The organism is Photorhabdus tasmaniensis, assembly GCF_011189505.1.
Classification (GTDB): Bacteria; Pseudomonadota; Gammaproteobacteria; order Enterobacterales; family Enterobacteriaceae; genus Photorhabdus; species Photorhabdus tasmaniensis.
The window spans coordinates 62509-83466 of sequence record NZ_PUJU01000020.1 but is presented as its reverse complement, the minus strand read 5'-3'; the positions used below and the strand labels follow the sequence as shown (position 1 = coordinate 83466).

Sequence of the window (20958 nt, the reverse complement as noted above, 5' to 3'; positions counted from 1 at the left end):
TTTGTCGTAGCGAAGATAAACTCTGTTGGGAAATCTTACCTGATTACCGGGGTAAAACCGCTTACGACACGCAAACTCGCGCGGCTACTGAGATATCTGAAATCGGGGAATTACCGGATACGCTCACATTCAAGAAACCGCCCACTGATTTTGACAAGTGGAACGGTAAAGAATGGGTAGTAGATAAAGACCTTCTCAAATCGCATCAGATTGATGAAGCCAAGCAACAGCAAGCAGCACTGTTACAACAGGCAAATGAAACACTGTCTCTATTGCAAGACTCGGTTGACTTGGAGGTTGCTACAGACTCAGAGAAAGCCGCTTTGCTTGAATGGAAGAAGTACAGAGTATTACTCACTCGTGTAGATGTGAATCAAGCACCTGATGTGCAGTGGCCGCCAGTGCCGAAATAAGACAAAAGCCGGGTGACCGGCTTATATGCCTCACTGACAGCATTGACACTAGCACAGCTATGGGAAGGTTCTTCTTTCATATGATGAGTGCGTTGGCTGAAATGGAGCGGGAGTTAATCGTTGAAAGAACAAATGCCGGATTGTCCGCAGCTAGAGCAAAGGGAAGAGTTGGAGGAAGACCAGTATCGTTTTCATCTGTTGAACAACAACAAGCTGCAAGATTGCTGGCGAAAGGTCACACACGTAAACAGCTATCACTGATTTATAATACGTCACTGTCTACGGTGTATAAGTATTTGCCTGCAATAATTACAATCAAAAAATAATTAGATAATTTTATGTTTTTGGGTGAGGGGAGATGGTTTGTTAATTGTGGCAAATGTCAGATATGGAAGCGGGGTTTTTCCCCAGTTTTGCCCCTATTTTTCCCCAACCAAATCCCGCAAATAAAAAAACCAACCATAACTGGTTGGTTTTTCTAGGGAAATTTGGTCGGCATGATAGGATTTGAACCTACGACCCCCGACACCCCATGACGGTGCGCTACCAAGCTGCGCTACATGCCGATAACTTTTATTATACTACTGATTTTATGAATTAAAGCAAGTATTAAATGCAATGACCGATTGATTTTTAAGCATTTAATTAGCTATAAAATGTTTAACCTCTGTGAGTATCTGTAACAGTTGTGCCAGATTGGGTTTAGCATCTTTGACTTCGTTACCTTCAAGGTCATATAAGGAATAATCACCGTTTTTATCCAGAAACAGAGTATTCTCACTGGTTGTGATGATTAGAGAACCATTATCACCGGTAATAATCCACGGGCTATGACGTTGCGCTGTAAACAGATCTTCGCCTTGGGAGTAATCATCAGGAGAGTTGCTGACATGTAGCAAACGCTGCATTAATGTTGTCATGACATCCTGGTGATTTGTCAGCTTATCAATGGCCTGTGATGGTGTTCCAGGCCAATGAATAAGCAGGGGAACATGCATTTGATCACGATTAAATCTGTCATTATTTATCCATTTTGTTGGATGCGTAGCTGCGATTTCACTATGCGCGGCGGTAATAACAATGACCGTATTATTTAGCGCATTTTTGTTTTTCAGCGTCTCCAATACAGCACCAATTTGAATATCAAGAGCCGCCGTATTACCCTGTGCGTCAGTTTCATCCAGTCCCCTCATTTTCAAGAGGGAAAACCATGGGGAGTTATTTGTGGGTAAATTCAGCCATTGCTGCCATTGTGTTACCGTAAGTTGATTACTTTGGTTGACCGCTGTGGGCAATGAGTAGTCAGAAAGTAATGCCTGACGATAAAGTGGAGTATTAAATCCTGTAGAGGAGAATAAGCCGAATTGATATCCCTGATGAGTCAGTGCATTAATCAGTGCTGATGATTTACGCCCAGCAAGTATTCCATCCAGATAGCCAGAAGAAATACCATAAAATAGCCCGAATAGGGCGGTATCATTTCGAATACCATTACTGAAATGTTGATTGAACTGAATGTTGGTTTCTCTGAAATGGGAGAGTACAGGCATATTCTCTGCAATGTCTTTATTATCTAGCCCATCAACCACCAGTATTAACAGGTTGTATCCGCTGCCTTTATCCTGATAAGTCAGATTATTAAGCGGATATTCCACTGTTAATGCAGCAGGATCCCCCTGTTGCATAAGACGGCGCTGATATTCTTGTTGATCCAGCAGGCCATGCTTTTCAAGAAACTTGCGCGCTGTCATTGGATAAGAGAGCGGCAGGTTAGAGCGCTGCATGGTTATCGGACGATAAAAATTAGCATCAGCCCAGATATACATCATATGGGAAGCCAAAAAGGCAGAAATAAGGACGGCAGCCAATGGCTTGCCAAACCGTTGCCGACTCAGGCTGCGTAGTTTCTGCCAACTCCAGGTGCCAAATAACATCTGTATCAGAAAAATGACTGGAATACAGATGAACATAAGTTGCCAGTCCCGCGCCAGTTCTCCTTGATCAGGATTGATAACTAAATCCCAAACTAACGGTGTTAGGTGAAGGTGGAAACGGTGGTAGATGGTAATGTCGAATATTAACAGTGTCAGCCCGGCGGTGGCGAAAATGGCCGAAAGAAACCTTAGCAGGCGCTGTGACATGACGATAAATGTCAGTGGAAACAGGATCAGCAGATAAGCGGCAAAAACAATAAAACTAAAGTGCCCAAGCCAACTGGTCAAAGCATAGACTCGGCCAAGCAGCGAGCCCGGCCAATCAGAAACAAACAGGTAACGGCTACCTAATCCAAGACTAAGCAGGATGTTAAACAAGGTAAACCAATGCCCCCAGCTAATCATCTGGGACACTTTTTCACGATAACGCTGACGGCTAGTCACCATATTTTGTTTACGTTATGATCTTTAGTTAAAAATTAATGGGCTTTATCTTCGTTTACTGAAGATTTAAGCGCGTGTGCAAACGAGTCGGCAATATGTCTGCGCTGGGCAGGAGACACACTCGTATTGATTAAATTTGTTACCATATTGCCAAGTACCATCAGAGAAAGGTCTGTCGGCGTATGGTTTTTTTCCAGAACACTGACTAATTCTGTTAATAAACGTTCAACGTGTTCGTCACTATAACGAGATGACTGTGGCATAAATTTAGACTTCCTAAACTAACAAAGCACACTATCTTACCGTATAGGTGCGTGATTTTCTGCTCTTTTGTGGCAAATTAATTCACGGTTAAGATTTTATGTTGCAGTAATAGCGTGTCTTTAGCAATTTTCTGATATCTGTCAGTCAATAATAGTTGATGGAACATGGCGAAACATTATTTTTCCCGGGGTTTTTTATTGCAGCAGTGGGTTATCAGTGTTTGAATACGCCGTTAGATGCGAATGAAATAAGCAGCAAAAGGAGTAGAAAGAATGAGTCTGCAAATAGACCAAATTGCCTTGCATCAATTAATCAAGCGTGATGAACAGACGCTGGATGTCGTGCTGCGTGATTCTCTGCTTGCCACTGATCGCGTGGTGGAAGATATGATGGCTGAATTACACCGTGTATATAGCGCAAAAAGCAAAGCTTACGGCCTGTTTAATGAAGAGAGTGAATTGGCAGAAGCGCTCAGACATCAGCGTAAAGGTGATGAAGATTTTCTTGGGTTCAGTCGTGCAGCAACGGCACGTCTGAGGGATGAACTGGCAAAATATCCGTTTGCCGAAGGTGGGACGGTCTTGTTCTGTCAGTATCGCTATCTGGCGGTAGAGTATTTGTTGATTGCGGTACTTAATAGCTGTAACAGTATGTCTGTTAACGATAATCTGGATCTAAATACCACGCATTATCTGGATATTCCTCATGCTGATATTGTTGCTCGTATAGATTTGACTGAGTGGGAAACTAACCCCGAATCAAGCCGTTATTTAACGTTCCTGAAAGGGCGGGTAGGACGTAAGGTTTCAGATTTCTTTATGGATTTTCTTGCTGCCAGTGAAGGGATGAATGCTAAGGTTCAGAATAAGGGGCTGTTACAGGCCGTTGATGATTATTGTGAGTCAGGTCAGCTTGATAAAAATGAGCGCCAGGCATATCGCCAGCAAGTATACAGCTATTGTAATGAACAATTGCAGGCAGGAGAGGAAATTGAGATTAAGGAGTTGTCTCAGGAATTGCCAACAGTTGGCGAGCAGAGTTTTCAGCAATTTTCTCAGGAACAAGGATATGAATTGGAAGCCTGTTTTCCAGCAGATCGTAGTACATTGCGTCAGTTAACTAAATTTGCCGGAAGCGGTGGCGGATTGACAATTAATTTCGATGCAATGTTATTTGGCGAAAGAGTTTTCTGGGACCCGGTAACGGACACTTTAACCATTAAGGGCACGCCGCCAAATTTACGTGACCAGTTACAGCGCCGCAGTGGTGGTCATTGATACCTGAAATAAATAACGCCGCAAATGCGGCGTTATTCACTCGGCGTCCCGAAAAGCTCGACTGTGGCTAATTAAGCACGCAGGAAGTCAATGTGCGCCAGTTTCGGTTTAAACGGATGGCGCTGTACAGCCTGCACTTTAACTTTAGTTTCTTTACCGTCGATAACCAGAGTCAGAACTTCGCTATAAAATTCTGCTTTTTGTTCCATATTGATAACTTGATCGTGATCCAGCTCAATAGAAACAGGCTCCTGGTTGCCACCATATACGATAGCTGGGAACTTGTTAGCTCTGCGCAGGCGGCGGCTCGCACCCTTGCCCTGCTCTTTACGGACTTCTGCATTAATAGTAAACATTATTTTTCTCTTTAAAGAAGAAAATAAATCCTGCTACAGGCGACCCAGCAGCAGGTTCGGGATTTGGTTTAACGCGGACGCTAAACGGGCGGCATTCTAGCGAAAAATGGTTGTGACAGCAAATGGAATACGTCAATTGGGGCTTATTAATACAATTCATCTGCCCGGCGAAAGTGTCCTTGATAATCAAAGATCTTTTCACGAATCTGCCAGAACTGACCTTTTTTACGGGCGACGACAAAATCGGGATGACGTAATAAAGGTTGTTGATTAACGATGTCTGAAACCGTTTTCCAGTTAAAAGGTACCGCTGGGGCACGTTGATGCTGACGGAGAAACTGGTGCTCAAAGAGCTGTCGTTGGGCCGGGGTTGTAAGCCGGAAGCGTTCAGAGGCATCGGTGCCATCTTCATCGTAATAGATGATTTTCAGCCATTCTCCTTTACTGTCAGTTCCTGGGATGAGTTGCATACCACCGCAACGCAGTACCAGGGCATCTTTGAGTTTTAATGCCGCTTTCAGCATATCATCGGGATCGACCAGCACCTCTTGGCAACTATGACAACGTCGCGCTGCAATATCATTTTCTACACCACAATGAGGACAGAGTTTAAAACGAAAGCGGAAATCGCATTGACGACGTTTGCCGTGTTGATCATCTTCCCAGCCCTGACAGCGGCGTCCAAAATGTTCGATAATTTCACCGTCGGAGGTGCATTTTCCCCAAAATATATTGGCAAAGTTACAGATAGGGCAAAATATCTGAACCGGTTGGCTCTGCTTATTTGGCCGACTGTTGCCAACTTCCGGTGTGTAAAGATCGTGAGGATTTCCTGCGTAGTCGAGAATGAGGCAATCTTTTTTACCCGGAAATAATCTTAAACCACGGCCAATAATCTGCTGATATAAGCTGACGGATTCGGTAGGGCGCAGGATGGCTATCAGATCGACATGAGGTGCGTCAAATCCGGTAGTTAATACGGCAACGTTAACCATATAGCGCAATTGTTGAGCTTTAAAGGCGTCGATAAACAGATCACGATCGGGGGTTGATGTATCGGCACTGACTAATGCGGCCTGGCCGGAAGGAAGTAATTGAAAGATCTCTTTGGCATGTTCGACGGTTGCAGCAAAAAGCATAACGCCTTTACGGTCAGCCGAATATTCAATGATCTGCCTGATAATATGAGGTGTGACGCGTTTTTGTCGTTTGATTTCACGCTTCAAATCCGTTTCATTGAAAATACCTTGTTGACTGGTGCGGACTTGGCTGAAATCATATTGCATAACTGGCATATCCAGTCGCTGCGGAGGGACCAGGAAACTGTGTTTAATCATATAACGCAATGGCAATTCATATATGCAATCACGGAAAAAACTATTTTCATCACCGCGGATCATGCCGTGATAGTGATATTGATATATCCAGCCGATAGCCATCCTGTAAGGTGTCGCTGTTAAGCCAAGAATACGGAGTTGTGGGTTATTTTGCCGAAGGTGATGAATAATTTGCTGGTACTGGCTGTTTTCATCATCACTGATACGATGGCACTCATCAATTATCAGCAAAGAAAATTGATTATCAAAATGTTTAAGATTACGGGCGACAGATTGCACGCTGCCAAAAACCACTTTTCCTGAACTTTGCTTCTGCTGCAATCCTGCTGAGAAAATATCTGCTTGTAAACCGTATGCGCAATATTTGTGGTAATTCTGTGCAACTAATTCTTTTACATGCGCTAATGCTAAGACTCTTCCTCGAGCTAATTTTGCCAGTTCAGCAATAACCAGGCTTTTACCTGCTCCGGTTGGTAACACAATGACTGCGGGCTCATGATGGTGCCGGAAATGATTAATGGTAGCATCCACGGCTTCTTGCTGATAGGGACGTAAAGTGAAAGTCATATTCGTTCCGCAACAGAAAAATATTCGCGAAAGGGTAACATTTTTCTTATCAATTTGCTGTGGATAGAAGTAGGGTAAGATAATTATCTGATTGAATGAAACGATAACCCGTTATAACAAATAGATAATTGTCGTTTATAGTAAACATGGTTATGATTAGCTTTGAAAGTTTTTGAATTCATCTCATACCCTCTTTTTTGGTGGCTTTGCGTTGTAGTCTCAGGATAGTAGAGTCACGTTTATTTTTGAATTAATTTAATACAGGTATCTTCATCTCATGCGATTGGATAAATTTCTGTCACAACAGCTTGGTATCAGCCGGAATGAAGTGGGGCGTGAGTTGCGTGCGGGGCGTGTCACTGTTGATGATGAGATTGTAAAAACCGGAGCTTATAAATTAACGCCAGAGCAACAGGTCATGTTTGATGGTTCATTATTGGAACAGCAGCAAGGGCCTTGCTATTTTATGCTAAATAAACCGCAGGGGTATGTCTGTTCCACCGATGATCCGGTGAATCCGACGGTTCTCTATTTTATTGATGAACCAGCGGCGCATAAATTACACACGGCTGGCAGGCTGGATATGGATACCACGGGTCTGGTTTTGCTGACTGATGATGGTCAATGGTCCCATCGTATTACTTCCCCAAAACATCATTGTGAAAAAACCTATCTGGTCACTCTTGAGTGTCCTGTTGCAGAAGGGACCGCAGATAAATTTCTTGCGGGTGTCCAACTCAATGGTGAAAAAACACTGACAAAACCCGCTCAACTGGAAATTTTGGCACCTCAATTAGCTCGTCTGACTATCAGTGAAGGGCGTTACCATCAAGTAAAACGCATGTTTGCAGCGGTAGGTAATCGGGTAACAGAGCTTCATCGTGAGCGAATCGGTGAAATTATCTTAGATCCTGAGTTGGAACCAGGGGAGTACCGACCGTTAACTGATCAAGAAATTACCAGTATCAATGTTCCTCAATCTTAGCGCCCATTCCGTTAGCGCTATTGTATTTGCTGCTCTTTGTAGCCAAGAGCGAACTCATTTTAAATTATTGGAGTAATACGCGTGCAACAACAACGATCATCCTATTTAGGGTTGATTTTGATCCTTGGGCTGCTTTCTATGTTAATGCCTCTTGCCATTGATATGTATTTGCCCAGTTTGCCGACTGTTGCCGAAGATTTCGGTGTGGATAGTGGGCGGGTTCAGATGACATTGAGTAGTTATATTCTTGGTTTTGCTATCGGTCAGATGATATATGGCCCAATGGCTGACAGTTTGGGCCGTAAGCCGGTTATTCTGGGTGGTGTTATTGTGTTTGCTCTGGCTTCAGCCGCGTGTACGATAGCCAAGGATATTGACGATTTTATTTATATGCGGTTTTTGCATGGGTTTTCCGCCGCCGCTGCGAGTGTTGTTATTAATGCTTTGATGCGGGATATGTTCACGAAAGATGAATTTTCACGCAGTATGTCTTTTGTCATATTGGTAATGACCATTGCACCATTAATTGCTCCAATTCTTGGTGGCATGATGATGATTTGGTTCACATGGCATGCTATTTTCTGGAGTATTGCCATCACTGCTGTTATTGGGGTATTTCTTGTCGCTTTCTTTATAAAAGAGACTTTACCGAAAGAGAAAAGACAAAAGTTTCACCTTCGCACAACTATAAGTCAGTTTATTATGTTATTCCGTCAGCGCCGTGTGTTTTGTTACATGCTTGCCAGCGGATTTTCGTTTGCGGGAATGTTTTCTTTTCTCAGTGCCGGGCCGTTTGTTTATATTGAGTTGAATGGTGTGTCGCCGCAGAAATTTGGTTATTATTTTGCGCTTAATATCGTATTTCTGTTTGTGATGACAACAATAAATAGTCGTTATGTACAGCGCTTTGGTGCGTTGAGAATGATGTATTTTGGTTTAAGTGTACAGTTTATTATGGGGATTTGGTTGTTATTATCTACCGTACTGGATTTTGGTTTTATTTCTCTGGTCATCGGTGTGGCAGCTTATGTCTGTGGTATTGCTATGATTACATCTAATGTAATGGCGGTGGTTTTAGATGATTACCCTCATATGGCAGGGACTGTATCTTCGCTGGCAGGTACCATTCGTTTTGGGATTAGTGCTTTGGTTGGGATATTACTTGCCATGTTACCTGCGCGTAGTGCCTGGCCAATGGTTGGTTCTATGGTTTTATGTGTTATTTTGGCTGCGCTGTTTGTTATATACGCCAAAAGAGGTCGTGTGTGTCATTGAAGCATAATTTTATTACAGAATGATGTCTGGTGAGATTATTGATTTGGATTAGGCTGAGAGATTAAGCTGTAAATGTAAGGAAATTCCGAATTGTTTTTCTGTGGGAATGAGTGATTGTTAATATATTGATGGTGATTATAAGTTTGTTGTTGTATTTTTGTTAAATGAAAAAATATTCAAGAGCGTTATCATTAGATGGTTATTAGTTTTTCCTTATAAAACATATTGTTATCTATTTCTTGCAGTTCTTGTTTGATTTTTATGTTAAAGAGTTGAGTTGAAAAAATAAAATATGTAAGCAATAATTAAACATACAGTTGGTTTTTTGCATAAAAACAAGTTGAGTTTTCTTTTAAAAAAGTATAAATATATGCAAAATGCGAGATTGATCTCATTTTTTCTAAGGTGAAGTTTGAAATTAATGTAATACTATAAACACAAATTTAACTTTTTGTTTACCTTTTTGGGGGAGTAGTTATTCGGTTTTGGCGAGTAGAACACCTGAAGATAGTCGCTAATTTTAACTTTTGTATCTATGTTCTTTCAGGTAGGAATAATTTGTGAATAATATTCAGCTTTCGGTGGTACATCGACTACCGCAAAGTTACAGGTGGTCACCCGGTTTTGCGGGTATCAAAGTTGAACCACTTCCAGTTGATGAAGTGAATGTAAAAAGCAGCCTGATGGGGTTGAAGTTACTCAGCCACGAAGATATGGCTGCATGGAATATTATGCAAAAATTACAGCAATCACTTGCTGATATGCAAATTGAAAGTACTGTGATTGAGTGGGAAGGTCAGCCGTGCTTGTTTGTTGATAGTGAAGACGAGAGTGCGGTTATGTGTCGTTTGAAGACACTGGGTGCTGCGATTGCTGAAAAGATAACAGCTCTTTACCCATTCTGATATAAACGCGAAAAGCGCTTCCTCTGATGGAAGCGCTTTTTTGTACGCAAGGGAAAGAATTCTTAGCCGTTAGAAGGCATTATGCTATTGTTGATGACCCGGCGACCACCGTAATAACGTTTGCTCCAGTATGTGCTGTTTAATCTGGAAACAATCACACCATTGCTGGTGGAGGCATGAACGAATTGGTCATTGCCAACATAGATACCGACATGCCTGGTACGGGCACCTGTCTTAAATAAAACCAGATCGCCAGGACGTAATTTTGAGCGGTCGATTTTTTTGCCAATGTTTTGTTGTTCGAATGTTGAACGAGGTAGTTCCATACCGAACTGGTCACGGAAAGTACGTTGAACAAAGGCAGAACAATCAATACCGCGTCTAGTATTGCCGCCGAGTCGATAGGCAACCCCCTTCCAGCCATTGTATTGGCTAAGAATTTTAGATTTTATATCCAGATTACGAACCAGTGCTTCGAATTCATCCTGAGACGCTTGAAGTAAGAAACCGTTCTTACCGTTTACTGCATGCGTATCAGTTTGTGTATTGCGAAACTTTGACGAATCTGGTGAGCTGCACGCGGATAACGTGATCGCGACGAACAGCGCGGGTATCAGCCGCGTAATGTATCTCAGTGCCGGTTGAGACTTGACCATTATTCTTGTTTTCCCTTGCTATCCTTACCTTAAGTTGGTCGCTATTATTGAAAAATATCAAACGCTTCGAAGCCTGGTGTTAGAAAAAGCAAATAAGTAAACAACACGTTTGGTGTAAAAACGCGCCGGATGCCACGTTTCATAACGATATTTACAATAAATGTTATTCAGACCGAGAGTACAGAAACAATCAGGAAAAGGCGAGTATTTAATGGCATAATTTACAAAAAATTAGATTTCTCAGTACGGGAGATTAGGGATGTTGCTAATTTATGTTATTTATGTGGATCTTATGAGCAATCAGGAGGGTTAAATACCTTCCCAATATTCTTCAATAAAAAGGGCATGTGAGAAGGGTTTTATATCGGACGACCAATTTGCGGTAGATTCTTATCTAACCAGTTAATCATTATGTCACTTAATGGTGTTAATAATAGCCAACTTGTTCCAATGAGAACCACAGATAAAGAGCCGACTGCAATATCAGTAAACCAGTGTGCTCCCGCCATAATACGAGGTAACGCAAACATGACGACAATCAGTAATGCAATGGAGAATGCTTTAACTGAGATATAGCGAAGTATGAAGCAGCTGAAAATGAGTAGCATTAATCCGTGATCGCCTGGAAAACTATCGCCGGATGAATCCTTAGTCATCAGATTAGTCATTTCGCTAATGCGATTGATATTATCAAATGTTAATGTCGGGCTTGGACGAATGACAGGGAGCTGATGACTGATTTGGTTAAGTATAATTGCGCTTATCAGCATGACCAGGCCAATCATGAATAATCTGCGTTTGCCTGCGTAATTCTGCTTACGAAATACGCTATAATAAAGTAATCCCGTACAGAAAAGTGAAATTACATCGAAGGCCCTGATATTCGTAAATGCGACAAACTCTGTAAATTTTGAACCTGGTATTAATTTCTCATTAAAGAAGTAGAAGATTGAGGAGTCGATATTTAACCAAAAACCGTGGTGTTCTGGTAAATACCAGGAGAGAAATAAAGCGATCCCTAACAGGTTAAGTGTAAATATGGCAAATGGGTGACTGCGTGTCATAGGATACCTATTTGTTAAAAGTAAAATTCAGTAATAATCCAGCTCATAATTATGTAGGTTAATATAACAAATGTTAGGTAATAATGTCATGGATCCAGTTCCTATCATAAGTTAATTTGGTGGTTTTTTTATCTGTTTTGTGCTTTTTCCTTCAGATGCTTATTTGATTTGGTAAATATTTATGCTCAATTTTTCCGTTTTTATTGAGTGATGGTGAGGATATTTAAAGTTATAAATTTTTAATTTATTGATAATTACTTCTGATAATTTTCATGTTAAAAGATGTAAATGTTTTAATCAGTTTTAAAAGCTAAAAACAGTGAAAAAACAACAAAAGTAGCCGTTACCAATAGCATGGACTCGTAAATTTTTCCGATTTCCAGATTGATTTTACATTTGGAAATCTCAGCAAACAATGCTGTCTTATGGTGAGGGTTTTATGTCTATGTTCCGGATTATGGTGGGTTGTTTTTTCCTGATGATTCCTGATGTTGTGAGTAGTGAGTCAGAGACAAGATCAGGGACAGGGGTTATTCACTTTTCAGGTACAATTGTTGAATCACCGTGTCGTTTTGATTGGCATGATCACTGGACTGATACCATTTGCTGGCGAAAAGGAGATAAAATTACCCAGCGACGAAAATTGGATTTCCAAAATGATGTTTATTTTTATTTACCACACCAAATTGGTGTGACAGAAATTAAATGGGTAAAAGGAGAAAAGAAAATCGGAATTGTTACAATTTCCTATAATTGATATTAAGAGCAATCTTAAATATTATTTCTTCAATATTTAATTGAAGGGTATTTGGAATTTTATTTTTCATTTTTGAGCAATGTTAATGAAAATTAATAGCGAATTTACGCTCGCATTTTATTTGGAAATTTAAATCATGCCTAAATGATAAGGGAAAGCGGATAATTAATGAAATAATCGAAAATGAGTTGCTCTGTTTTATACAGAGCAACTTAGGATTAGCTAATGTTATTAATCACAACGCCCCATATAGCGACGTTCTGCAATATGAATACGGATTTTTTCGCCGTTACTGATATATTCAGGTACTTGAACGGTCAACCCGGTACTCATTCTTGCAGGTTTTGTCCGCGCACTGGCTGAGGCACCTTTAATTCCGGGGGTAGTTTCTTCAATAACCATGTCGACTGTTTGCGGCAGTTCAAGGGCAATAACCTGTCCTTCTATTGTCAGAACTTGCATACCTGGCAGGCCACCTTCTGGAATAAATAGCAACTCTTCTTCGATTTGTTCTTTTTTAAAATGATAAGGCGTGAAATCTTCATCATCCATGAAGACATATTCATCGCCATCAATATAGGAAAAATTAACGCTGCGACGAGTTAGGCTAATCGTATCAATGATATCATCGCCTTTGAAACGTTCTTCCACTTTTTGACCGGTGCGGATATCGGTAAAACGCATTTTATATAGTGTACTAGCTCCCCGGGCGCTTGGTGCTTGAATATCAATATCTTTGACTAGCAGTAACTTACCATTATAACTGACGGCAATACCGCGTTTAATTTCGTTGGCTTTAGCCATATGTAACCTTCCATAAAACTGGGAGAGAATAACCGGCCACAAAATTACTCGCAGTTAGGGAATTAGGCAAGTGGGGATAAGAAAACCCCGACGTTTTTTTACGTTGGGGTTTGTAGAAAGAATAGCGGGTATATCAGCGATACACGGGCAGCAAATCAAAGGAGGCCAGGATATGAGCTACCGCGTTCATCAAGCCAAACAGAATGATAAATCCGATAAGGAATTTCCCACCTGGTGCCCGATAACTGGCGTTAGGGAAGCGCTGGCGACTTGCCCGCACCATAAGTGCCGGAACAATAACGGCCCAAATGGTTGCGGCTAATCCGGCAAAGCCAATGGCATACAGAAAACCATTGGGAAACAGCAAAGCCAGGGCTGTAGGGGGAATAAATGTTACTAATGCAGATTTTAACCGGCCAGTGCTGTTATCTTTAAAACCAAAAAAATCAGCTAGGTAATCAAATAACCCTAAAGAGACACCGAGAAATGAACTTGCTAATGCCATATAAGAGAATGCATTTAGAAGCTGGGTAACGGTTGTGCTATTTGTTGTATTATCCATTTGTTTCAGTAAATCACCGATATTCCCACCATCAGCAATAATTTGTTTGAATGTTTCACGGGGAATATTTCCCTGAATGACATATTGCCACAAGATATAAATAGCCAGTGCGATTAATGTACCGAATAACAGACTACGAACAACGGCTTTGCTGTCCTTATGATAATATTTCACCAAACCAGGGACGTTACCGTGATATCCAAAAGAAGCCAGTAAATAGGGAAGAGCGGCTAAAGCGTAAGGCATATAATTTGTTGTCGTGTTGTTTGACATAGCATCGATCTGATTAAGCAGAATGACAGATTTAACTTCTGTAAACATGCCGCCAACGGACATAAAAAAAGCAATAACCATACCGCCGATCAAAATTGTGCTCAGACGATCGACAGCTTTAGTCGATATCCAGACAATAAATGAGACAATAAAGGCGAAAATAAAGCCAGCACTAGCCTGTGATATTGAAATAATATTTTCAAAATTGCGGGCGATGATTGAACTACCCGCTGAAATATAGGCGTAGGTCAGTATATAGAGAACGAATGCGATAGATAGGCCATTGATTGCGTTCCACCCTTTGCCGAGTAAGTCTTTAGTCATGGTGTGGAAGCTTGCACCTGATGGATAATTTAGGTTGGTTTCCAGAATCATTAAGCCGGAAAAATACATACATGCCCATGTGTAAGCCAGCAAAATAATTGAGCCGGTAAACCAGACGCCGGAAGTTACCACGGGAATGGAGAACATCCCCGCACCGACAGCGGTTCCGGCAATTATCATTGCCCCACCCAGTATGGAAGGACGCTTTAAACTCTGAGTTGTCTCTATAGACATATTAACTCCTGCTGAGTATATTGTTTCTTTGTACTAGCTTAAAGATACATTTTTGCGTATAGAGTGTAAATAGACGTCATAAAGGATTATTTGAAATTGAACTAATATAAGTTGGTTCAATTGGTAAGATAGAAACGATTCTCTCGCCACATTTTTATGGCACTCCGGCTGGCTTCAAAATGAGGTTCTGGGAGATTATCAGGATCGCACCACATAAGTTGTTCGCATTTTTCCGGCTCCATTAATTTTGGCTCACCACCTGGATGTTTTGCCAGCAAGCACACCGAAATAGTATGTTTTCCTTCTTGTTGATAAGTTTGGATATTATTACAAATACCATAGACTTTTGGTGATTGTATCGTCAGACCTGTTTCTTCTTCAACTTCACGGATTGCACATTGTTCAAATGTTTCTCCGGCATCAACATGACCACCAAATATTGACCAGTATGGAGCATGCTCACTGCTGCGCTTTCCAAGTAATACCTGACCATATTCATTCACAATAACAACGCCAACACCAACAATTACGGACATTTGATATATTCCTTCAGATAAGTTTCAGCAAATTAATATCTCTTTTCGAAAAAAGAATTCAATCCTATTCTTACCTGCAAATCAGTTTAAGACAACGATCAATAAAGTATGGAATTTAACTGAAACGATTCAATTTTAATGGTATAAATGGAACTGAAAATTTCATAGTAATGATGATTATCTACTTTAGGAGACATCGGGCAAAATGAGCCGTAGAGTTGCCACTATCACCTTAAACCCAGCTTATGATTTGGTTGGATTGTGCCCAGAAATCGTCAAAGGGGCGATTAATCGTGTGCAAGCAGCTGGACTGCATGCTGCCGGGAAAGGCAATAATGTTGCTAAAGTTTTGCGTGATTTAGGCATTGATGTCACTGTCAGTGGTTTTCTGGGTAGGGAAAATCAGGAAGGATTTCAGCAATTCTTCAGTGAAAATGGCATGGCAAATCGTTTCCATTTGGTGCCGGGTAGAACACGGATTAATGTCAAATTGACAGAAGAAAGCGGTGAAGTGACGGATTTCAACTTCTCTGGTTTTTATGTTGGTGAGGCGGAGTGGTTGGAATTTGTTAATGATTCGCTTTCATGGCTTGGACAGTTTGATATGGTTGTTGTCAGTGGTAGCTTACCTGCGGGTGTTTCTGCTGAATCGTTTACTGATTGGATGACCCAGCTGCGCCAGCTTTGTCCTTGTATTATTTTCGACAGCAGCCGTGAAGCATTGGTTGCGGGTCTGAAAGCGTCCCCCTGGTTAGTTAAACCGAATCGCTATGAGCTTGAGGTCTGGGCGGGGCGCTTGTTACCTGAGCTGTCCGATGTGATCATGGCTGCACATCAATTCAGGGACCAGGGAATTGCTCATGTCGTTATATCTTTGGGTGAGCAGGGCGCATTATGGGTTAATGCATCTGGAGCATGGTTGGCAAAACCACCGCATTGTAAAGTTATCAGCACCGTGGGTGCCGGTGATTCAATGGTCGGTGGTTTGGTTTATGGTTTGCTGATGCGGGAGTCCAGTGAACACACGTTGCGATTGGCAACCGCTGTATCGGCACTTGCTGTTAGTCAGCCTAATGTGGGTATCAGCAATCGCCCTGAATTGGCCGCAATGATGGCTAAAATTGAACTGACACCCGTTAGATGAAAAGGGCCATTAATTTTGTTGTGATTTCAGCCAGGCGATTTCTTGGGGCCAAATATCTGGATTAATTGTTTCAAGGATTAGCGGAATTCCATTAAAACGGGCATCTTGCATAATATAACTGAAAGGTGTTTTGCCAATATTTCCTTCCCCAAGGCTATGATGCCGGTCAACACGGCTAGCAAATTCACTTTTGGCATCATTTAAATGCATTCCGCACAGATACTGAAAGCCAACAATTTTTTCAAACTCCTGAAAAGTTTGCTGGCAAACGTCATCGGTACGTAAATCATAACCAGCGGCAAAAGCGTGACAGGTATCAATACAGACGCCAACTCTGCTTTTATCTTCAACTCCGTCAATAATTGCTGCCAGATGTTCAAATTTGAACCCCAGATTTGTGCCCTGACCTGCTGTATTTTCGATAACCGCAGTGACTCCCTGCGTTTTATTGAGAGCGATGTTGATAGATTCTGCAATTCGTGTCAGGCATTTATCCACCTCTATCTTATTGAGATGGCTGCCAGGATGGAAATTCAATAAATCAATACCCAGTTGTTCACAACGTTGCATTTCATCAACAAAAGCTAGCCTGGACTTTTCCAGTGCCTCAGTGTCTGGGTGACCAAGATTTATCAGATAACTGTCATGAGGGAGAATTTGCCGGCTACCAAATCCATAGCGCTCACAATTTTCTTTAAATTTATCGATAATATCAGTGGCTAAAGATGGTGCGTTCCACTGGCGCTGGTTTTTGGTAAACAAGGCAAAAGCAGTAGCTTTTAATTCGTGTGCCCGGATAACTGCCTGATCGACGCCGCCGGCAGCGCTGACGTGGGCTCCAATAAATTTCATCATTCTTCACCTTCCTGTTTACACCATTTTGACATGCTTCAATCGCTCATTGAAGCTTAAGGACGAAAAGGTCATAGGTTGTTGCAGCGCTTCAATGCACATGTTCCAATCAACCAAACCAATATTGAACACCCAGATTTATCGAGAATCCACCAACCATTAGCCATATAAATAAAATCAGGGCCAGTAAAATGGGTTTAAATCCAGCCTGACGGATGGCACTCACATGGGTGGTTAAACCTAATGCAACCATTGCCATGGCAAGCATAATAGTATCAATCTGAATCAGATAACTCACTATGATGGTAGGTAACAAATCGAAAGAGTTAACACCCGCTATTGCAATGAAAATCACAGCAAACCAGGGAATGGTAATGGGCGTTCTCTTTTGGTTTTTCTCTCTATTTTTTGCACCGGCCCGGCTGATGTAACTGGATAATAACAACAAGAATGGTGCCAGCATCATCACTCTAATCATCTTGCTGATAACCGCTGCGTTCTCTGCTTGATCATCAATAGCATGACCAACAGCAACAACCTGGGCAACTTCGTGAATGGTGGAGCCTGTAAAGATACCGAAAGCTTCTTGAGTCAATGGGATCCATTGATAATGCTCATTGAGCTGATAAAACCATGGATAAATGAAAATAGCGATAGTCCCGAAGATGACAACGGTTGACACCGCAACAGCAACTTTACTGGCGGGGGCATTCACAACCGGCTCTGTTGCCATAATGGCCGCTGCACCGCAAATACTGCTGCCGGCACCAATCAGTATTGAGGTTTGCTTATCTAATCCAAAGAGTGATTTGCCCAGCCAGATTGCAATAAAGAAAGTCGAAGATAACATAATAGCGTCAATCAAAAGGCCAGTAGTGCCGACATCGGCAATTTGCTGAAATGTCAGACGGAAGCCATAAAGAATAATGCCTGCCCGCAGAAGATAATGTTTTGAGAAATGAACACCCTGATCACAATGAGATTTGAGTACAGGATAGAAGGTATTACCCGCAACGATGCCTGCAAGGATCGCCAGTGTCAGTGCGCCTAGCCCCATATTAACAAACCACGGGATATTTCCGGCGTATATTGACATTGCCGTCAATATTGCCGCCAGCATGAGTCCCGGTATTAATTTCATACCGGGAATTAATGGTTGTTGACTGAGTTTTTCGTCATGAATGTCAGACATAGATATTTCTCACTTTACTTATATGTTCTAAGTATAAGCATATAGCAAACCAATTTATCATTAAAATTGATAATATTTTTATGTATAATCATAAAAAGTGGTAATGAAAAGAGGATTTTTGTTAAGTTGTTTATTGCTGTATAAAATTAAAACGATTTATTTTGACACCATATCTTGCGGGGCAATATGCATATCACACTGAGGCAATTGGAAGTTTTCACGGAGGTATTGAAAAGCGGTTCAACGACACAAGCTTCTCAGCAGTTAGCGCTATCTCAATCCGCAGTGAGTGCTTCATTAACGGATTTGGAAAGCCAGCTTGGCGTACAGCTTTTTGACAGGGTAGGAAAGCGGTTGGTGACTAATGAGCATGGACGTCTACTCTATCCCAAGGCTTTGGCGTTGCTGGAGCAAGTGGGGGAAATTCAGCAATTATTCAAACAAGAGATGGGGGCATTACGTATTGCTGCCAGCAGTACCATCGGTAATTATATGTTGCCGGAGATGTTGGCAAATTATCGTCAGGATTTTCCTGATACACCCTTGGAGTTAAACATCAGTAATACTCAGGATGTCATCAATTCTGTGTTGGAATTCCGTGTTGATCTTGGTTTGATAGAGGGTTCTTGTCACAGCCCTGAATTAATAACTCAGCTCTGGATGGAGGATGAGTTGGTTATTTTTTCTTCTCCTAAAAACCCGCTAGCGCAACAGAATCTGAAACTGGATGATTTAGCCAAAGCATCATGGATATTAAGGGAAAGGGGCTCGGGGACAAGAGAGGTGTTGGATCATCTGTTGTTTGCCCGCTTACCTGGGTTCAAGATTTTGATGGAGTTAGGAAATTCCGAAGCGATAAAACATGCGGTCAAATTTGGTATGGGGATTAGTTGCTTATCCAGACGGGTCGTTGCAGAGCAATTGGAAAATCATACTTTGCTGGAGTTGAAGGTGCCAGAATTGAAGCTTTTCAGAATGTTGTACTTGATTCATCATCGGCAAAAGCACATGTCTAATGCATTGCAAAAACTGCTTAATTATTGCCAGTGAATTTTATTTTTTGTTTAAAATTTAGAATTACCTGTATTACTTATAATTTTCTCTGAATTATGAAGGTATCTTATAACAGCGCTTCCTCGCTATTTTGACCGTGAGGATTTGTTACAATCCGCCATCAGACTTATTTGCAGCTAACAGGAACAGAATGTCTCAGCAACAAAGTGTTTCCCAGAAACCAGTAACGCAACATTTGCGCCGTGAATTGAAAGCACGGCATATGGCGATGATTGCCATTGGCGGATCGATAGGCACCGGGCTATTCGTGGCTTCTGGTGCGACGATTTCACAGGCAGGGCCTGGCGGAGCATTACTTTCCTATGCATTAATTGGCCTGATGGTTTATTTCCTGATGACCAGCCTGGGGGAATTGGCTGCTTATATGCCTGTCTCCGGTTCTTTCTCAACTTATGGTTCTAAATATGTTGAAGAAGGATTTGGTTTCGCCCTTGGTTGGAACTACTGGTACAACTGGGCGGTGACTATCGCTGTGGATTTGGTTGCTGCTCAGTTGGTGATGAATTACTGGTTACCCGATATGCCGGGCTGGATCTGGAGCGCGCTATTCCTCGCACTGATTTTCTTGTTGAATTTTATTTCAGTGAAGGGTTTTGGCGAGGCTGAATATTGGTTCTCTTTGATTAAAGTCAGCACAATTATTGTTTTTATTGTGGTCGGATTACTGATGATAACCGGTATCATGAAAGGTGCGGAAGGTGCCGGATGGCATAACTGGACTGTTGGTGATGCGCCTTTTGCCGGTGGCTTTTCCGCTATGATTGGCGTGGCAATGATAGTTGGATTTTCTTTCCAGGGAACTGAACTGATTGGTATCGCTGCGGGTGAATCCAAAGATCCAGAAAAAAATATTCCCCGCGCAGTACGTAAAGTATTTTGGCGTATTCTGCTGTTCTATATTTTTGCGATCCTGATTATCAGCCTGATCATTCCTTATACTGATCCCAGTTTGCTTCGTAATGAGGTAGGAGATATCAGCGTCAGTCCGTTTACGCTGGTATTTGAAAATGCCGGTTTATTATCAGCTGCGGCTGTGATGAATGCGGTTATTTTGACAGCGGTGTTGTCTGCCGGTAACTCAGGTATGTATGCCTCTACCCGTATGTTGTTCACACTGGCAAAAGAAGGCAAGGCCCCAAAGATTTTTGGAAAATTATCCAAAGGGGGTGTACCACGTAATGCCTTGTATGCAACAACGGTTGTTGCTGCTTTGTGTTTCCTCAGTTCTATGTACGGTAACCAGACCGTCTATTTGTGGTTGTTGAACACCTCAGGTATGACAGGTTTTATTGCCTGGTTGGGGATTGCTATCAGCCACTATCGTTTCCGCCGTGGTTACGTTGCTCAGGGTCTGGATTTGAGTAAACTGCCGTATCGTTCAGGGTTTTTCCCGGTTGGTCCAATCTTTGCGTTTATTCTGTGTCTGACCATCACATTAGGGCAGAATTATCAGGCATTTCTGCAAGATAAAATTGACTGGTATGGTGTAACTGCAACTTATGTGGGTATTCCACTATTCCTGTTGATTTGGTTTGGTTATAAGTTGGTGAAGAAAACCCACTTTATTAAATATAACGAGATGAAATTTCCTCATATCACAAATAAGAGAATTTGACCACGTTAAATGATGATTAACAGGCTGGCATGGGAAAGATGTCAATTCGGCATGGTTTTACGGGTTTTTTAATTCGATTCACGATTGATTTATTATTATCTTAACGTTTATTTA

21 protein-coding genes and 1 tRNA gene are annotated in these 20958 nt (G+C 41.7%); 10 read left to right on the top strand and 12 right to left on the bottom strand.

All coding sequences use genetic code 11. The annotated features are described in order from the left end of the window. Both C5471_RS11510 and C5471_RS11505 read left to right on the top strand, forming a co-directional pair. A partial coding sequence (locus tag C5471_RS11510; RefSeq protein WP_166295879.1) for a tail fiber assembly protein occupies window positions 1-413 on the top strand: 413 nt, incomplete at its 5' end. Next, window positions 392-739: a recombinase family protein gene (locus C5471_RS11505; RefSeq protein ID WP_339959280.1), complete on the top strand. Its 348-nt coding sequence runs from the start codon at window positions 392-394 to the stop codon at window positions 737-739. The genes C5471_RS11510 and C5471_RS11505, both read left to right, overlap by 22 nt. 163 nt (window positions 740-902) lie before the next feature. Here the strand turns inward: C5471_RS11505 and C5471_RS11500 are convergent. The 3 genes from C5471_RS11500 to C5471_RS11490 all read right to left on the bottom strand — a co-directional run bounded on the left by C5471_RS11500 (window position 903) and on the right by C5471_RS11490 (window position 3054). Further along, window positions 903-979, bottom strand: a tRNA-Pro gene (locus C5471_RS11500). Window positions 980-1054: 75 nt separating this feature from the next. Continuing rightward, window positions 1055-2794, bottom strand: a complete 1740-nt coding sequence (yejM, locus tag C5471_RS11495; protein ID WP_166295876.1) for an LPS biosynthesis-modulating metalloenzyme YejM — start codon at window positions 2792-2794, stop codon at window positions 1055-1057. Between the two features lie 32 nt (window positions 2795-2826). After that, window positions 2827-3054: a YejL family protein gene (locus C5471_RS11490; RefSeq protein WP_036772527.1), complete on the bottom strand. Its 228-nt coding sequence runs from the start codon at window positions 3052-3054 to the stop codon at window positions 2827-2829. Window positions 3055-3327: 273 nt separating this feature from the next. Here C5471_RS11490 and yejK point away from each other — a divergent pair, with 273 nt between their 5' ends. Then, a complete protein-coding gene (yejK, locus tag C5471_RS11485; RefSeq protein WP_133812615.1) occupies window positions 3328-4332 on the top strand; it encodes a nucleoid-associated protein YejK in 1005 nt (334 codons plus the stop codon). Window positions 4333-4403: 71 nt separating this feature from the next. Here yejK and rplY read toward each other — a convergent pair whose 3' ends face one another. Beyond that, complete coding sequence (gene rplY, locus C5471_RS11480; RefSeq protein ID WP_133812616.1) at window positions 4404-4688, bottom strand: 50S ribosomal protein L25; 285 nt, start codon at window positions 4686-4688, stop codon at window positions 4404-4406. A gap of 146 nt (window positions 4689-4834) precedes the next feature. Beyond that, entirely contained in the window at window positions 4835-6592 is a 1758-nt protein-coding gene (gene radD / locus C5471_RS11475) for a DNA repair helicase RadD (RefSeq protein WP_133812617.1), read from the bottom strand. Between the two features lie 277 nt (window positions 6593-6869). Between radD and rsuA the strand changes: the two genes are divergently transcribed. The 3 genes from rsuA (at window position 6870) to C5471_RS11460 (ending at window position 9757) form a co-directional block, all read left to right on the top strand. Next, window positions 6870-7577, top strand: a complete 708-nt coding sequence (rsuA, locus tag C5471_RS11470; protein WP_133812618.1) for a 16S rRNA pseudouridine(516) synthase RsuA — start codon at window positions 6870-6872, stop codon at window positions 7575-7577. Between the two features lie 81 nt (window positions 7578-7658). Further along, window positions 7659-8852 (top strand): Bcr/CflA family multidrug efflux MFS transporter, encoded by a 1194-nt coding sequence (locus C5471_RS11465; RefSeq protein ID WP_133812619.1) that lies wholly within the window; start codon window positions 7659-7661, stop codon window positions 8850-8852. Between the two features lie 560 nt (window positions 8853-9412). After that, complete coding sequence (locus C5471_RS11460; RefSeq protein ID WP_133812620.1) at window positions 9413-9757, top strand: YejG family protein; 345 nt, start codon at window positions 9413-9415, stop codon at window positions 9755-9757. Between the two features lie 62 nt (window positions 9758-9819). Here C5471_RS11460 and mepS read toward each other — a convergent pair whose 3' ends face one another. Together mepS and C5471_RS11450 are read right to left on the bottom strand one after the other, a co-directional pair. Beyond that, window positions 9820-10413, bottom strand: coding sequence for a bifunctional murein DD-endopeptidase/murein LD-carboxypeptidase (gene mepS / locus C5471_RS11455; RefSeq protein ID WP_133812621.1), 594 nt, complete (start codon window positions 10411-10413; stop codon window positions 9820-9822). A gap of 359 nt (window positions 10414-10772) precedes the next feature. Further along, window positions 10773-11477: a phosphatase PAP2 family protein gene (locus tag C5471_RS11450; RefSeq protein WP_133812622.1), complete on the bottom strand. Its 705-nt coding sequence runs from the start codon at window positions 11475-11477 to the stop codon at window positions 10773-10775. 439 nt (window positions 11478-11916) lie between these two features. Here C5471_RS11450 and C5471_RS11445 point away from each other — a divergent pair, with 439 nt between their 5' ends. Further along, window positions 11917-12234: a hypothetical protein gene (locus tag C5471_RS11445; RefSeq protein ID WP_242688668.1), complete on the top strand. Its 318-nt coding sequence runs from the start codon at window positions 11917-11919 to the stop codon at window positions 12232-12234. A 231-nt stretch (window positions 12235-12465) separates the two neighbouring features. Here the strand turns inward: C5471_RS11445 and yeiP are convergent, their stop codons facing one another. From yeiP to C5471_RS11430, 3 genes are all read right to left on the bottom strand, one after another. Further along, complete coding sequence (gene yeiP / locus C5471_RS11440; protein WP_133812623.1) at window positions 12466-13038, bottom strand: elongation factor P-like protein YeiP; 573 nt, start codon at window positions 13036-13038, stop codon at window positions 12466-12468. Between the two features lie 133 nt (window positions 13039-13171). Beyond that, window positions 13172-14431: a tryptophan permease gene (gene mtr, locus C5471_RS11435; protein ID WP_133812624.1), complete on the bottom strand. Its 1260-nt coding sequence runs from the start codon at window positions 14429-14431 to the stop codon at window positions 13172-13174. Between the two features lie 116 nt (window positions 14432-14547). Continuing rightward, window positions 14548-14967, bottom strand: a complete 420-nt coding sequence (locus C5471_RS11430) for a nucleotide triphosphate diphosphatase NUDT15 (protein ID WP_133812625.1) — start codon at window positions 14965-14967, stop codon at window positions 14548-14550. A gap of 205 nt (window positions 14968-15172) precedes the next feature. On the opposite strand from C5471_RS11430, the gene fruK reads away from it, so the two are divergent. Continuing rightward, entirely contained in the window at window positions 15173-16111 is a 939-nt protein-coding gene (gene fruK / locus C5471_RS11425; RefSeq protein ID WP_133812626.1) for a 1-phosphofructokinase, read from the top strand. 9 nt (window positions 16112-16120) lie between these two features. Here fruK and nfo read toward each other — a convergent pair whose 3' ends face one another. Both nfo and C5471_RS11415 read right to left on the bottom strand, forming a co-directional pair. Further along, on the bottom strand, window positions 16121-16963 hold the full coding sequence (gene nfo / locus C5471_RS11420) for a deoxyribonuclease IV (RefSeq protein ID WP_133814177.1): 843 nt from the start codon (window positions 16961-16963) through the stop codon (window positions 16121-16123). 109 nt (window positions 16964-17072) lie between these two features. Continuing rightward, entirely contained in the window at window positions 17073-18155 is a 1083-nt protein-coding gene (locus C5471_RS11415; RefSeq protein WP_133812627.1) for a YeiH family protein, read from the bottom strand. Window positions 18156-18341: 186 nt separating this feature from the next. Between C5471_RS11415 and yieE the strand changes: the two genes are divergently transcribed. Together yieE and C5471_RS11405 are read left to right on the top strand one after the other, a co-directional pair. Next, window positions 18342-19205, top strand: a complete 864-nt coding sequence (gene yieE / locus C5471_RS11410) for a DNA-binding transcriptional regulator YeiE (protein WP_133812628.1) — start codon at window positions 18342-18344, stop codon at window positions 19203-19205. Window positions 19206-19359: 154 nt separating this feature from the next. Continuing rightward, window positions 19360-20844, top strand: coding sequence for an amino acid permease (locus C5471_RS11405; protein ID WP_133812629.1), 1485 nt, complete (start codon window positions 19360-19362; stop codon window positions 20842-20844). The last annotated feature ends 114 nt before the right edge of the window (window positions 20845-20958 follow it).